The sequence below is a fragment of the Streptomyces sp. NPDC006309 genome, assembly GCF_040613095.1.
Taxonomy (GTDB): Bacteria; Actinomycetota; Actinomycetes; order Streptomycetales; family Streptomycetaceae; genus Streptomyces.
This window is the reverse complement of sequence record NZ_JBEXRO010000004.1, coordinates 385,731-398,436: the sequence shown is the minus strand read 5'-3', so window position 1 is coordinate 398,436 and position 12,706 is coordinate 385,731. Positions and strand designations below refer to the sequence as shown.

Sequence of the window (12,706 nt, the reverse complement as noted above, 5' to 3'; positions counted from 1 at the left end):
AGCCTCATGGGGCAAACAACCGCAAAACGCGGATGTTCGCCCCGGGTTCCGGGCCTTTACAGCAAAGATCACCTGGCGCCGATGAAGTAAGGCGTACAGAACCACTCCACAGGAGGACCCCAGTGGCGAAGGCGAAGTTCGAGCGGACTAAGCCGCACGTCAACATCGGCACCATCGGTCACATCGACCACGGTAAGACGACCCTCACGGCCGCCATTACCAAGGTGCTGCACGACGCGTACCCGGACCTGAACGAGGCCACCCCGTTCGACAACATCGACAAGGCGCCCGAGGAGCGTCAGCGCGGTATCACCATCTCCATCGCGCACGTCGAGTACCAGACCGAGGCGCGCCACTACGCGCACGTCGACTGCCCTGGTCACGCGGACTACATCAAGAACATGATCACCGGTGCCGCGCAGATGGACGGCGCGATCCTGGTGGTCGCCGCCACCGACGGCCCGATGCCGCAGACCAAGGAGCACGTGCTCCTGGCCCGCCAGGTCGGCGTTCCGTACATCGTCGTCGCCCTGAACAAGGCCGACATGGTGGACGACGAGGAGATCCTGGAGCTCGTCGAGCTCGAGGTCCGTGAGCTCCTCTCCGAGTACGAGTTCCCCGGCGACGACCTCCCGGTCGTCAAGGTGTCCGCTCTGAAGGCCCTTGAGGGCGAGAAGGAGTGGGTGGACTCGGTCCTCAACCTGATGGCCGCGGTCGACGAGTCGATCCCGCAGCCCGAGCGCGAGGTCGACAAGCCGTTCCTCATGCCGATCGAGGACGTCTTCACGATCACCGGTCGCGGTACGGTCGTCACCGGCCGTATCGAGCGTGGTGTCCTGAAGGTCAACGAGACCGTCGACATCATCGGCATCAAGACCGAGAAGACCACCACCACGGTCACCGGTATCGAGATGTTCCGCAAGCTGCTCGACGAGGGCCAGGCCGGTGAGAACGTCGGTCTGCTCCTCCGTGGCATCAAGCGCGAGGACGTCGAGCGCGGCCAGGTCATCATCAAGCCGGGCTCGGTCACCCCGCACACCGAGTTCGAGGCGCAGGCCTACATCCTGTCCAAGGACGAGGGTGGCCGCCACACGCCGTTCTTCAACAACTACCGCCCGCAGTTCTACTTCCGCACGACGGACGTGACCGGCGTGGTGACCCTCCCCGAGGGCACCGAGATGGTCATGCCGGGCGACAACACCGAGATGACGGTGTCGCTCATCCAGCCCGTCGCCATGGAAGAGGGCCTGAAGTTCGCCATCCGTGAGGGTGGCCGCACGGTGGGCGCCGGCCAGGTCACCAAGATCCTGAAGTAAGCTCCGCTTGCTCCAGGTCACCAGCTGACCTAGAGGAGGCCCGTACGACTTCGGTCGTACGGGCCTCTTCTGCGTTCGGGCTCGCCCATAGGCTCCTTCAGTGTGCGGACACAACTTCGTCATGGCACGACCGCAGCGCCGTCACGACACGGGGGGCCGCCCGGCCGGTGGGGGAGGCGGAGGCCCGCGTGGTTCGTCCGGCGGGTCGGGCCCTGACCTGAAGGCGTCGCAGGGGCCGTGGACGAAGGCTTCCGGAGTGGCCGCAGAGCTGCGGACGGTCACGCACGCGGGGCTGACCGGACTCAAGACCGCCCACGCGGGAGTCAAGGACGGCACGAGCGGCTTCTCCAGTACCGGAGCGCTCGACGAGATCCTGCCCAGCTGGGAGGGCCGGCTGACCGCGGTGCGCAACGAGTGCGACCGGCTGCACGGTGCCCTCGCCAGGACCGGCCGTGACCTCGGTGAGACGGAGCACGGCGTCGCCGGCGAGGTGAACGCCGTCGACACCGGTTCCACGCCCGACTGGGCGCGGTGAGGCGAGCAATGCCCACATGGCAGCAGTTACGTGATGCGAAGTTCACCGAGTACTTGGACGCGGCCGACGGCTGGAGCGCGGTCAGCAACCGGGCCGACGCCGCACGCGCCCGTGTCGACCAGGAGATGACCGCCCCGCTCCGTGCGACGCAGAAGGGTGAGGCGCAGGCCTCGGCGGAGCGGGATCTGAGCCGGTTGGGCCGGAACTACCAGTACGTGCACAGCGAATGCGGTCTCGTCCGCACGGCCCTGAGCGCATCTCTCAGGCGGTGGGCAGTGCCATCGAGATCGACAACCGATACGCCAAGATCCTGCGCGAGCTGAAGGCGCCGGACGGACTGGCCGTGACCGATGACATGCTCACGGATGCGGCCCACGACATGGGTGACGTCCAGAAGGCGGTCGGCACCTACCTCAGCAAGGACGGCATCCCCCAGGAGAAGTCCGCGGCCGACAACAAGAAGTGGTGGGACGGCATCACGCAGGAGCAGCGTGAGGAGTATCAGAGGCTGTATCCGGCCGAGATCGGCGCACTCGACGGACTGCCGAGCGTCGTCCGGGACTCGTCCAACCGGACCGTGCTGGACGAGGCGCACGCCCAGGTCGAGCGCGATCTCGACGCGCTGGGCCCGGAGCCGGCCAAGTCGATCGTCACCGCGGGCGGGGTGATCCGCAATCCCGGGTGGAGCGCTTGGGATGCCATGGGCGGCAGCAGGTACCGGAGTCAGCTCAAGGGCATGGAAGCATCCAGTCCCGTTTCGACCGGACCGGATCGGCGGCTTGCCGCCGGCCTACTTACTGGGCTTCGACCTCAGGGGCAACGGGCACGTCATCCTGGCCAACGGCGATCGGATACGGCTGACAACACCGCGGTGTTCGTGCCGGGAACGACATCGAGACCGGCAGGCGCCGGAGGTGACATCGGGCGCATGACGCGGGTCTGGAAGGAGGCCAACAGCATGTCCCCGGCCAGTCGACCTCCACCATCACGTGGATCGGCTACGACGCCCCGCAGGACATCGTGACCGACTCCCCCCGAGCCGGGCTACGCCTATCGGGCGGCGCCCGCCCTGGACGGCTTCCTGGACGGCCTCCAGACAGCCCAGGGCGGTCCGGACGCCAGCCACACCACGGTCGTCGGTCATGGCTACGGGACCACCGTGATCGGTGTGGGCGCCAAGGAACACGGCACAGCGGCCGATGACATCGTCGTCGCGGGCAGCCCGGGCATGCTGGTGGGAGACGCGAGTGACCTGGGCGTGGGCAAGAAGCACGTGTGGTCGCACCGAACGCCCTGGAAGGTGTCCACTCCCCACTTCCCACAGGATGGACGTGGACACCGGTGGCCACAGCGGGTATTGGGACGAGGGATCGATGAGTCTCAAGAACCAGTCGGCGGTGGTCGTCGGCCGCTACGACAAGGTCCAGGAGGACAAGTGACCCGCTTCCTTCATGAACGCCCAAGGGTCCACCGGCTCGGCATCGCCGTCGTTGGCATCGTCCTCTCCCTCACCGGAACGGGTTGTTCGAACACCATGGAACACAGCGGAACCTCTGTGCCAGGACACGAGTCCAGCCGACCGAAGACCGCCACCCTGGACGTGGAAAAGGCCAAGGAGAAGGCGAAGGCGGTGTCCAGCCAGATCTACGAGCTGATCGGCATCCGGACCGGCAAGGCCACCCAGCCGGGGCCGAGCATCTCGACGTGTGACCAGGACCCCGAGCATCTCTACAAGACCGTTCACCCCTGGTCCAGTCCGACGGCCGGCCGGGAGAAGGACCCGAAGATCCTCGTCAACGTCGTCTCCGGCTGCTGGCGGGCTCCCAAGGGCACGGACCTCGGCACCCAGTACTGATGCACTTCCGCTCACCCGGGATCACTGGAGAACTTCATGAGGCTGTCCCGGGCGGCGTCGGTGTGGCGCCTTCCGGTTCGGCGTTCGATCGTCCCGGGTTTGACCTACGTCACTCTCGGGGTAATCTCTTCCGCTCGATTGGCGGAGTGCCTGTCCTGTATGGCAGACTGTCCGAGTTGCTCGGTCGAGTGTTGATGCTGCGCGCCTCCCGCCGGGAGGACCGGAAGCGAGTCCCACAGTACTCGTCGCCCTAACTGCCATCACGGCAGCGCTGGGGCGGACGTACGGGAATCTTTCGGGAAGTGCGGTGCGGCACCGGCCAGGCATCCGGTGGGCCTTTCGCCCCCGGCCTACGGTTCCGGAAGGGCCGTGTGCATTCCCCGCAGGGATGTTCGAACAAGGGACATCCGTGTCAGCGGGAGCGCGACACGCCCGACCGCGTGGGTCGGAAGGAAGGATACGGAACCACCGGGTTCCAGAGCGTGAGAAGAGACAGGACTACTGAGTAGCCATGGCGGGACAGAAGATCCGCATTCGGCTCAAGGCCTACGACCACGAGGTCATCGACTCTTCGGCGAAGAAGATCGTCGAGACGGTGACGCGCACGGGCGCGTCGGTCGCGGGCCCGGTGCCGCTGCCCACTGAGAAGAACGTGTACTGCGTCATCAAGTCGCCGCACAAGTACAAGGACTCGCGCGAGCACTTCGAGATGCGCACGCACAAGCGCCTGATCGACATCCTCGACCCGACTCCCAAGACCGTTGACTCTCTGATGCGACTCGACCTCCCGGCCGGTGTCGACATCGAGATCAAGCTCTGAGGCCGGGTGATCTGAGAGATGACTAAGCAGATCAAGGGCATCCTGGGCGAGAAGCTCGGCATGACGCAGGTGTGGGACGAGAACAACCGTGTTGTTCCGGTCACCGTCGTCAAGGCCGGCCCCAACGTCGTCACCCAGGTCCGTACGAACGATGTCGACGGCTACGAGTCCGTCCAGATCGCTTTCGGCGAGATCGACCCGCGCAAGGTGAACAAGCCCCTCAAGGGCCACTTCGCCAAGGCCGACGTCACTCCCCGCCGCCACCTCGTCGAGATCCGTACCGCTGACGCCAGCGAGTACACCCTCGGCCAGGAGATCACCGCTGAGGTGTTCGAGGCCGGCATCAAGGTCGACGTGACCGGCAAGAGCAAGGGCAAGGGCTTCGCCGGTGTCATGAAGCGTCACAACTTCAAGGGCCTCGGCGCCGGACACGGCACCCAGCGCAAGCACCGCTCGCCCGGCTCCATCGGTGGCTGTGCCACCCCGGGCCGCGTGTTCAAGGGCCTCCGCATGGCGGGTCGCATGGGCAACGAGCGGGTCACCACCCAGAACCTGACCGTCCACGCCGTTGACGCGGAGAAGGGTCTGCTGCTCATCAAGGGCGCGGTTCCCGGTCCGAACGGCGGCCTCGTCCTGGTCCGCACCGCGGCCAAGGGGGCCTGAGGTAACCGATGAGCACTGTTGACATCCTTTCGCCGGCGGGCGACAAGGCCGGTTCCGTCGAACTCCCCGCGGAGATCTTCGACGTGGAAAAGATCAGCATTCCGCTGATCCACCAGGTCGTCGTCGCACAGCTGGCCGCTGCCCGCCAGGGCACTCACAAGACCAAGACGCGTGGCGAGGTCCGCGGCGGTGGCAAGAAGCCGTACCGCCAGAAGGGCACCGGCCGCGCCCGTCAGGGTTCGACCCGCGCGCCGCAGTTCGCCGGCGGTGGCGTCGTCCACGGCCCGCAGCCGCGTGACTACTCGCAGCGGACCCCGAAGAAGATGAAGGCCGCGGCCCTGCGCCACGCCCTCACCGACCGGGCCCGCCACAACCGCATCCACGTCGTCTCCGGCGTCATCGAGGGTGAGAACCCGTCGACGAAGGCCGCCCGGACGCTGTTCGGCAAGATCTCGGAGCGCAAGAACCTGCTCCTGGTCGTCGAGCGCGCCGACGAGGCCGCGTGGCTGTCCGCCCGCAACCTGCCCCAGGTCCACATCCTGGAGCCGGGCCAGCTGAACACGTACGACGTTCTCGTCTCGGACGACGTGGTCTTCACCCAGGCCGCTTTCGAGTCCTTCGTGTCCGGCCCGAAGGCCACTGACACCGAAGGGAGCGAGGTCTGATGGCCATCCGTCACCCCGCTATCGCCTCGAAGGCCGCCAAGGCCGCCAAGGCCGCGCGCGTCGCCAAGGCGCGTCGTCACGCCGCCGAGGGCAAGAACACCGTCGAGACCCCGCTGAGCAAGTCCTTCACGGACCCCCGTGACGTGCTGCTCAAGCCGGTCGTCTCCGAGAAGAGCTACGCGCTCCTCGACGAGAACAAGTACACGTTCATCGTCGCCCCGGGCGCCAACAAGACCCAGATCAAGCAGGCCGTCCAGGCGGTCTTCGACGTCAAGGTCACCGGGGTCAACACGATCAACCGCCAGGGCAAGCGCAAGCGCACGAAGACCGGCTTCGGTCAGCGTGCCGGCAGCAAGCGCGCGATCGTGACCCTCGCCGAGGGCGACCGTATCGACATCTTCGGCGGTCCGACCGCCTGAGGGCGGTCCGGATCGTCCGATATCGGACGAGGACTGAGAAATGGGAATCCGCAAGTACAAGCCGACTACGCCGGGCCGTCGTGGCGCCAGCGTCGCCGACTTCGTCGAGGTCACGCGGTCCACGCCGGAGAAGTCGCTGGTCCGTCCCCTGCACAGCAAGGGCGGCCGTAACAACGCCGGTCGTGTGACCGTTCGCCACCAGGGTGGCGGACACAAGCGCGCCTACCGAGTGATCGACTTCCGTCGTCACGACAAGGACGGCGTGCCGGCGAAGGTCGCGCACATCGAGTACGACCCCAACCGCACCGCGCGCATCGCGCTGCTGCACTACGCGGACGGCGAGAAGCGCTACATCCTCGCCCCGCGCAACCTCCAGCAGGGCGACACCGTGGAGAACGGTCCCGGGGCCGACATCAAGCCGGGCAACAACCTGGCCCTCCGCAACATCCCGGTCGGTACCACGATCCACGCGATCGAGCTCCGTCCCGGTGGCGGTGCCAAGTTCGCCCGCTCCGCCGGTGCCTCCGTGCAGCTGCTCGCGAAGGAGGGCGCCTACGCCCACCTGCGCATGCCCTCCGGTGAGATCCGCCTGGTCGACGTGCGCTGCCGCGCCACCGTCGGCGAGGTCGGCAACGCCGAGCAGAGCAACATCAACTGGGGCAAGGCGGGCCGCAAGCGGTGGCTGGGCGTTCGCCCGACCGTCCGTGGTGTGGTCATGAACCCGGTCGACCACCCGCACGGTGGTGGTGAGGGCCGGACCTCCGGTGGCCGCCACCCCGTGTCCCCGTGGGGCAAGAAGGAAGGCCGTACTCGTTCGCCCAAGAAGGCGTCGAACAAGTACATCGTCCGCCGCCGCAAGACGAACAAGAAGCGCTAAGGACGGGTTGAGATGCCTCGTAGCTTGAAGAAGGGGCCCTTCGTCGACGACCACCTGATCAAGAAGGTGGACACGCAGAACGAAGCCGGCACCAAGAACGTCATCAAGACCTGGTCCCGTCGCTCGATGATCGTCCCGGCGATGCTCGGTCACACGATCGCGGTGCACAACGGCAAGACCCACATCCCGGTGTTCGTCACCGAGTCGATGGTCGGCCACAAGCTCGGCGAGTTCTCGCCGACGCGCACCTTCCGGGGCCACGTCAAGGATGACCGGAAGTCGAAGCGCCGCTAGCAGCGGATCGCATTCAGACACGTAAGTAACTGAAGGGACAACCATGGAAGCCAGGGCCCAGGCGCGGTACATCCGCGTCACGCCCATGAAGGCCCGCCGCGTGGTGGACCTCATCCGTGGCATGGACGCCACGGAGGCCCAGGCCGTCCTGCGATTCGCTCCGCAGGCCGCCTCCGTGCCGGTCGGCAAGGTGCTCGACAGCGCCATCGCCAACGCCGCGCACAACTACGACCACACCGACGTCGACAGCCTCGTCATTTCCGAGGCCTACGTCGACGAGGGCCCGACCCTGAAGCGGTTCCGTCCGCGTGCACAGGGCCGTGCCTACCGGATCCGCAAGCGGACCAGCCACATCACCGTGGTCGTCAGCAGCAAGGAAGGAACCCGGTAATGGGCCAGAAGGTAAACCCGCACGGGTTCCGGCTCGGTGTCACGACCGACTTCAAGTCGCGTTGGTACGCCGACAAGCTGTACAAGGACTACGTCAAGGAAGACGTCGCCATCCGTCGGATGATGACGTCCGGCATGGAGCGCGCCGGCATCTCCAAGGTGGAGATCGAGCGCACCCGTGACCGCGTGCGTGTGGACATCCACACCGCTCGTCCGGGCATCGTCATCGGCCGCCGTGGCGCCGAGGCCGACCGCATCCGCGGTGACCTCGAGAAGCTCACGGGCAAGCAGGTCCAGCTGAACATCCTCGAGGTCAAGAACCCCGAGACCGATGCCCAGCTGGTCGCCCAGGCCGTCGCCGAGCAGCTCTCCTCCCGCGTCTCCTTCCGTCGGGCCATGCGCAAGAGCATGCAGTCCGCCATGAAGGCCGGCGCCAAGGGCATCAAGATCCAGTGCGGTGGCCGCCTCGGTGGCGCCGAGATGTCCCGCTCGGAGTTCTACCGCGAGGGCCGCGTGCCCCTGCACACGCTCCGCGCGAACGTGGACTACGGCTTCTTCGAGGCCAAGACGACCTTCGGCCGCATCGGTGTGAAGGTCTGGATCTACAAGGGCGATGTCAAGAACATCGCCGAGGTCCGCGCCGAGAACGCTGCTGCCCGCGCCGGCAACCGCCCGGCCCGTGGCGGCGCTGACCGCCCGGCCCGTGGTGGCCGCGGTGGCGAGCGTGGCGGGCGCGGTCGCAAGCCGCAGCAGGCTGCCGGTGCCGAGGCCCCCAAGGCCGAGGCCCCCGCGTCCGCTCCGGCTGAGAGCACCGGAACGGAGGCCTGACCGACATGCTGATCCCCCGTAGGGTCAAGCACCGCAAGCAGCACCACCCGAAGCGCCGCGGTCAGGCCAAGGGTGGTACGACGGTCGCGTTCGGCGAGTACGGCATTCAGGCCCTCACGCCGGCGTACGTGACCAACCGCCAGATCGAAGCGGCTCGTATCGCGATGACCCGCCACATCAAGCGTGGCGGCAAGGTCTGGATCAACATCTACCCGGACCGCCCGCTCACGAAGAAGCCTGCCGAGACCCGCATGGGTTCCGGTAAGGGTTCGCCGGAGTGGTGGATCGCGAACGTGCACCCGGGCCGGGTCATGTTCGAGCTGTCCTACCCCAACGAGAAGATCGCCCGTGAGGCCCTGACTCGCGCAGCCCACAAGCTGCCGATGAAGTGCCGGATCGTCAAGCGCGAGGCAGGTGAAGCGTGATGTCGGCCGGTACCAAGGCGTCCGAGCTGCGCGAACTGGGTGACGAGGAGCTGCTGAACAAGCTCCGCGAAGCCAAGGAAGAGCTGTTCAACCTCCGCTTCCAGGCGGCGACGGGTCAGCTCGAGAACCACGGCCGGCTGAAGGCCGTCCGTAAGGACATCGCGCGGATCTACACCCTGATGCGTGAGCGCGAGCTGGGCATCGAGACGGTGGAGAGCGCCTGATGAGCGAGAGCAACGTGACTGAGCAGAACACCGAAGCGCGCGGTTTCCGCAAGACCCGTGAGGGTCTGGTCGTCAGCGACAAGATGGACAAGACCGTCGTCGTCGCCGTCGAGGACCGTGTCAAGCACGCGCTGTACGGCAAGGTCATCCGCCGTACGAACAAGCTCAAGGCCCACGACGAGCAGAACGCCGCGGGTGTCGGCGACCGCGTCCTCCTCATGGAGACCCGGCCGCTGTCCGCGACGAAGCGCTGGCGCGTCGTCGAGATCCTCGAGAAGGCCAAGTAATTCCTGCGGGCAAACCCGCAGGTCAGTTCCGCCAGGCTCGGCAGGGGTCCTCGATCTGAGGCCCCTGCCGGGAACCGGCAGACGATCAGGAGATAGACGTGATCCAGCAGGAGTCGCGACTGCGCGTCGCCGACAACACTGGTGCGAAGGAAATCCTTTGCATCCGTGTGCTCGGTGGCTCCGGTCGCCGCTACGCGGGCATCGGTGACGTCATCGTCGCCACCGTCAAGGACGCGATCCCCGGCGGCAACGTGAAGAAGGGTGACGTCGTCAAGGCGGTCATCGTTCGCACCGTCAAGGAGCGCCGCCGTCCGGACGGCTCGTACATCCGCTTCGACGAGAACGCCGCCGTCATTCTGAAGAACGACGGTGACCCTCGCGGCACCCGCATCTTCGGCCCGGTCGGGCGCGAGCTGCGCGAGAAGAAGTTCATGAAGATCATCTCGCTGGCTCCGGAGGTGCTGTAAGCATGAAGATCAAGAAGGGCGACCTGGTCCAGGTCATCACCGGCAAGGACAAGGGCAAGCAGGGCAAGGTCATTGCCGCTTACCCGCGCGAGGACCGCGTCCTGGTCGAGGGTGTCAACCGGGTCAAGAAGCACACCAAGGCCAGCCCGACCGCCAGCGGTTCCCAGGCCGGCGGCATCGTGACCACCGAGGCCCCGATCCACGTGTCCAACGTTCAGCTGGTCGTGGAGAAGGACGGCAACAAGGTCGTCACGCGCGTCGGTTACCGCTTCGACGACGAGGGCAACAAGATCCGCGTTGCCAAGCGGACGGGTGAGGACATCTGATGGCTACCACCACGACTCCGCGTCTGAAGCAGAAGTACCGCGAGGAGATCGCGGGCAAGCTGCGTGACGAGTTCAAGTACGAGAACGTCATGCAGATCCCCGGTCTCGTCAAGATCGTGGTCAACATGGGTGTGGGCGACGCCGCCCGCGACTCCAAGCTGATCGAGGGCGCCATCCGCGACCTCACCACGATCACCGGTCAGAAGCCAGCCGTCACCAAGGCCCGCAAGTCCATCGCGCAGTTCAAGCTGCGTGAGGGTCAGCCGATCGGTGCCCACGTCACGCTCCGTGGCGACCGCATGTGGGAGTTCCTGGACCGCACCCTGTCGCTCGCGCTGCCGCGCATCCGCGACTTCCGTGGTCTGTCCCCCAAGCAGTTCGACGGCCGCGGCAACTACACGTTCGGTCTCACGGAGCAGGTCATGTTCCACGAGATCGACCAGGACAAGATCGACCGTACCCGGGGCATGGACATCACCGTGGTCACCACGGCGACCAACGACGCTGAGGGCCGCGCGCTCCTTCGTCACCTCGGCTTCCCGTTCAAGGAGGCGTGAGCGAGATGGCGAAGAAGGCTCTGATTGCCAAGGCTGCTCGCAAGCCCAAGTTCGGTGTGCGTGGCTACACCCGCTGCCAGCGCTGCGGCCGCCCGCACTCCGTGTACCGCAAGTTCGGCCTGTGCCGCGTGTGCCTTCGTGAGATGGCTCACCGTGGCGAGCTGCCGGGCGTGACCAAGAGCTCCTGGTAATCCCCTTCAGGGATTCCGGAGACTCTCGGTAAGCATCTGGGTCGGCAGAGGCCCGTCTCCGCATGCCGTAGGCTAGCGGGGTTGGGCGTCTGCCGCCCGTACGACTTACTACGCCGTAGGTCCACCGCGCCGCACCCGTCCCGTCTCGGATCGGGGAGAGGGATGGCGCACCAGGAAACCCCGGCGAGAGAGGCCGAAGGCCAATTCATGACCATGACTGATCCGATCGCAGACATGCTTACGCGTCTGCGGAACGCGAACTCGGCATACCACGACTCCGTGACGATGCCGGCATCGAAGATCAAGTCTCACATCGCGGAGATCCTCCAGCAGGAGGGCTTCATCACGGGCTGGAAGGTCGAGGACGCCGAAGTCGGCAAGAACCTCGTCCTGGAGCTGAAGTTCGGCCCCAACCGTGAGCGCTCCATCGCGGGGATCAAGCGCATCTCCAAGCCCGGTCTCCGGGTGTACGCGAAGTCCACCAACCTGCCGAAGGTGCTGGGCGGCCTCGGCGTGGCGATCATCTCCACGTCGCACGGTCTCCTCACCGACAAGCAGGCCGGCAAGAAGGGCGTGGGTGGGGAAGTCCTCGCCTACGTCTGGTAGCGGAAGGGAACGGAGGAAACAGCTATGTCGCGCATCGGCAAGCTCCCCATCGCGGTTCCCGCCGGCGTGGACGTCACCATCGACGGCCGTACGGTCAAGGTCAAGGGCCCCAAGGGCGAGCTGACCCACACCGTCGTGGCACCGATCGAGATCGTCAAGGGTGAGGACGGCGTTCTGAACGTCACCCGCCCGAACGACGAGCGTCAGAACAAGGCCCTCCACGGCCTGTCCCGCACGCTGGTGGCGAACATGATCACCGGCGTGACCACGGGTTACGTGAAGAAGCTCGAGATCAGTGGTGTCGGTTACCGCGTGACCGCCAAGGGTGCGAACCTCGAGTTCGCGCTCGGCTACAGCCACCCGATCGTGGTCGAGGCCCCGGAGGGCATCACCTTCAAGGTCGAGGCGCCCACGCGTTTCTCGGTCGAGGGCATCGACAAGCAGAAGGTCGGCGAGGTTGCGGCCAACATCCGCAAGCTGCGCAAGCCCGACCCGTACAAGGCCAAGGGCGTCAAGTACGAGGGCGAAGTCATCCGCCGCAAGGTCGGAAAGGCGGGTAAGTAAGCCATGGCATACGGACAGAAGATCCTCAAGGGCGACGCTTACAAGCGCGCCGCGATCAAGCGTCGCCACATCCGGATCCGCAAGCACATCTCGGGTACGGCTGAGCGTCCGCGCCTCGTCGTGACGCGCTCGAACCGCCACATCGTGGCCCAGGTCATCGACGACATCAAGGGTCACACCCTGGCGTCGGCGTCGACCCTGGACACCACGATCCGCGGTGGCGAGGGCGACAAGTCCGCGCAGGCCAAGCAGGTCGGCGCCCTGGTCGCCGAGCGTGCCAAGGCCGCCGGTGTCGAGGCTGTCGTATTCGACCGTGGTGGCAACCAGTACGCCGGGCGCATCGCCGCTCTGGCGGACGCCGCCCGCGAAGCCGGCCTGAAGTTCTGAGCCGGTTCCG

The 12,706-nt window shown here is 66.3% G+C and carries 22 protein-coding genes and 1 pseudogene; all 23 read left to right on the top strand.

Annotated elements, in window-relative coordinates; genetic code table 11:
- Positions 1-122: 122 nt before the first annotated feature.
- The 23 genes and pseudogenes from tuf to rplR all read left to right on the top strand — a co-directional run bounded on the left by tuf (position 123) and on the right by rplR (position 12,696).
- Positions 123-1,316, top strand: a complete 1,194-nt coding sequence (tuf, locus tag ABZ117_RS08885; RefSeq protein WP_356818739.1) for an elongation factor Tu — start codon at positions 123-125, stop codon at positions 1,314-1,316.
- A 256-nt stretch (positions 1,317-1,572) separates the two neighbouring features.
- Positions 1,573-1,851 (top strand): hypothetical protein, encoded by a 279-nt coding sequence (locus ABZ117_RS08880; RefSeq protein ID WP_356818737.1) that lies wholly within the window; start codon positions 1,573-1,575, stop codon positions 1,849-1,851.
- Positions 1,852-2,119: 268 nt separating this feature from the next.
- Positions 2,120-2,875, top strand: a complete 756-nt coding sequence (locus ABZ117_RS08875; protein ID WP_356818735.1) for a hypothetical protein — start codon at positions 2,120-2,122, stop codon at positions 2,873-2,875.
- Positions 2,876-2,911: 36 nt separating this feature from the next.
- Positions 2,912-3,133: pseudogene (locus tag ABZ117_RS08870) on the top strand (alpha/beta hydrolase); the annotation flags it as partial.
- Positions 3,134-3,406: 273 nt separating this feature from the next.
- Entirely contained in the window at positions 3,407-3,706 is a 300-nt protein-coding gene (locus ABZ117_RS08865; protein WP_356818733.1) for a hypothetical protein, read from the top strand.
- A 511-nt stretch (positions 3,707-4,217) separates the two neighbouring features.
- Positions 4,218-4,526: a 30S ribosomal protein S10 gene (gene rpsJ / locus ABZ117_RS08860; RefSeq protein ID WP_003948644.1), complete on the top strand. Its 309-nt coding sequence runs from the start codon at positions 4,218-4,220 to the stop codon at positions 4,524-4,526.
- Positions 4,527-4,544: 18 nt separating this feature from the next.
- Positions 4,545-5,189, top strand: a complete 645-nt coding sequence (rplC, locus tag ABZ117_RS08855) for a 50S ribosomal protein L3 (RefSeq protein WP_356818731.1) — start codon at positions 4,545-4,547, stop codon at positions 5,187-5,189.
- Positions 5,190-5,197: 8 nt separating this feature from the next.
- Positions 5,198-5,854: a 50S ribosomal protein L4 gene (gene rplD / locus ABZ117_RS08850; RefSeq protein ID WP_356818729.1), complete on the top strand. Its 657-nt coding sequence runs from the start codon at positions 5,198-5,200 to the stop codon at positions 5,852-5,854.
- Positions 5,854-6,273, top strand: coding sequence for a 50S ribosomal protein L23 (gene rplW, locus ABZ117_RS08845; protein ID WP_121787376.1), 420 nt, complete (start codon positions 5,854-5,856; stop codon positions 6,271-6,273). Before rplD ends, rplW begins: the two co-directional genes overlap by 1 nt.
- Before the next feature lie 40 nt (positions 6,274-6,313).
- Positions 6,314-7,150, top strand: a complete 837-nt coding sequence (rplB, locus tag ABZ117_RS08840) for a 50S ribosomal protein L2 (RefSeq protein ID WP_030601203.1) — start codon at positions 6,314-6,316, stop codon at positions 7,148-7,150.
- Between the two features lie 12 nt (positions 7,151-7,162).
- On the top strand, positions 7,163-7,444 hold the full coding sequence (rpsS, locus tag ABZ117_RS08835; RefSeq protein WP_003974263.1) for a 30S ribosomal protein S19: 282 nt from the start codon (positions 7,163-7,165) through the stop codon (positions 7,442-7,444).
- Positions 7,445-7,487: 43 nt separating this feature from the next.
- Positions 7,488-7,835, top strand: coding sequence for a 50S ribosomal protein L22 (rplV, locus tag ABZ117_RS08830; RefSeq protein WP_026252021.1), 348 nt, complete (start codon positions 7,488-7,490; stop codon positions 7,833-7,835).
- On the top strand, positions 7,835-8,662 hold the full coding sequence (gene rpsC, locus ABZ117_RS08825; protein ID WP_116148545.1) for a 30S ribosomal protein S3: 828 nt from the start codon (positions 7,835-7,837) through the stop codon (positions 8,660-8,662). Before rplV ends, rpsC begins: the two co-directional genes overlap by 1 nt.
- Positions 8,663-8,667: 5 nt before the next feature.
- Positions 8,668-9,087 (top strand): 50S ribosomal protein L16, encoded by a 420-nt coding sequence (gene rplP / locus ABZ117_RS08820; protein WP_004927269.1) that lies wholly within the window; start codon positions 8,668-8,670, stop codon positions 9,085-9,087.
- Positions 9,087-9,311 carry a 50S ribosomal protein L29 gene (gene rpmC, locus ABZ117_RS08815; protein WP_005481220.1) on the top strand — a complete coding sequence of 75 codons (225 nt, stop codon included), beginning with the start codon at positions 9,087-9,089 and terminating at the stop codon, positions 9,309-9,311. The genes rplP and rpmC overlap by 1 nt, the downstream gene beginning before the upstream one ends.
- Positions 9,311-9,598, top strand: coding sequence for a 30S ribosomal protein S17 (rpsQ, locus tag ABZ117_RS08810; RefSeq protein ID WP_030641193.1), 288 nt, complete (start codon positions 9,311-9,313; stop codon positions 9,596-9,598). The genes rpmC and rpsQ overlap by 1 nt, the downstream gene beginning before the upstream one ends.
- Before the next feature lie 98 nt (positions 9,599-9,696).
- Positions 9,697-10,065 carry a 50S ribosomal protein L14 gene (gene rplN, locus ABZ117_RS08805; protein ID WP_003998823.1) on the top strand — a complete coding sequence of 123 codons (369 nt, stop codon included), beginning with the start codon at positions 9,697-9,699 and terminating at the stop codon, positions 10,063-10,065.
- Between the two features lie 2 nt (positions 10,066-10,067).
- The gene (gene rplX, locus ABZ117_RS08800; protein WP_356818727.1) at positions 10,068-10,391 is read left to right on the top strand and encodes a 50S ribosomal protein L24; all 324 of its coding nucleotides are present in this window, start codon (positions 10,068-10,070) and stop codon (positions 10,389-10,391) included.
- Positions 10,391-10,948, top strand: a complete 558-nt coding sequence (gene rplE / locus ABZ117_RS08795; protein ID WP_023547375.1) for a 50S ribosomal protein L5 — start codon at positions 10,391-10,393, stop codon at positions 10,946-10,948. The genes rplX and rplE overlap by 1 nt, the downstream gene beginning before the upstream one ends.
- A 5-nt stretch (positions 10,949-10,953) precedes the next feature.
- Positions 10,954-11,139 (top strand): type Z 30S ribosomal protein S14, encoded by a 186-nt coding sequence (locus ABZ117_RS08790; protein WP_003948630.1) that lies wholly within the window; start codon positions 10,954-10,956, stop codon positions 11,137-11,139.
- Positions 11,140-11,346: 207 nt separating this feature from the next.
- Positions 11,347-11,745 (top strand): 30S ribosomal protein S8, encoded by a 399-nt coding sequence (gene rpsH / locus ABZ117_RS08785; protein WP_007384075.1) that lies wholly within the window; start codon positions 11,347-11,349, stop codon positions 11,743-11,745.
- A gap of 24 nt (positions 11,746-11,769) precedes the next feature.
- Positions 11,770-12,309: a 50S ribosomal protein L6 gene (rplF, locus tag ABZ117_RS08780; RefSeq protein ID WP_121787372.1), complete on the top strand. Its 540-nt coding sequence runs from the start codon at positions 11,770-11,772 to the stop codon at positions 12,307-12,309.
- A 3-nt stretch (positions 12,310-12,312) separates the two neighbouring features.
- Positions 12,313-12,696, top strand: a complete 384-nt coding sequence (gene rplR / locus ABZ117_RS08775; protein WP_356818725.1) for a 50S ribosomal protein L18 — start codon at positions 12,313-12,315, stop codon at positions 12,694-12,696.
- Positions 12,697-12,706: the final 10 nt, after the last annotated feature.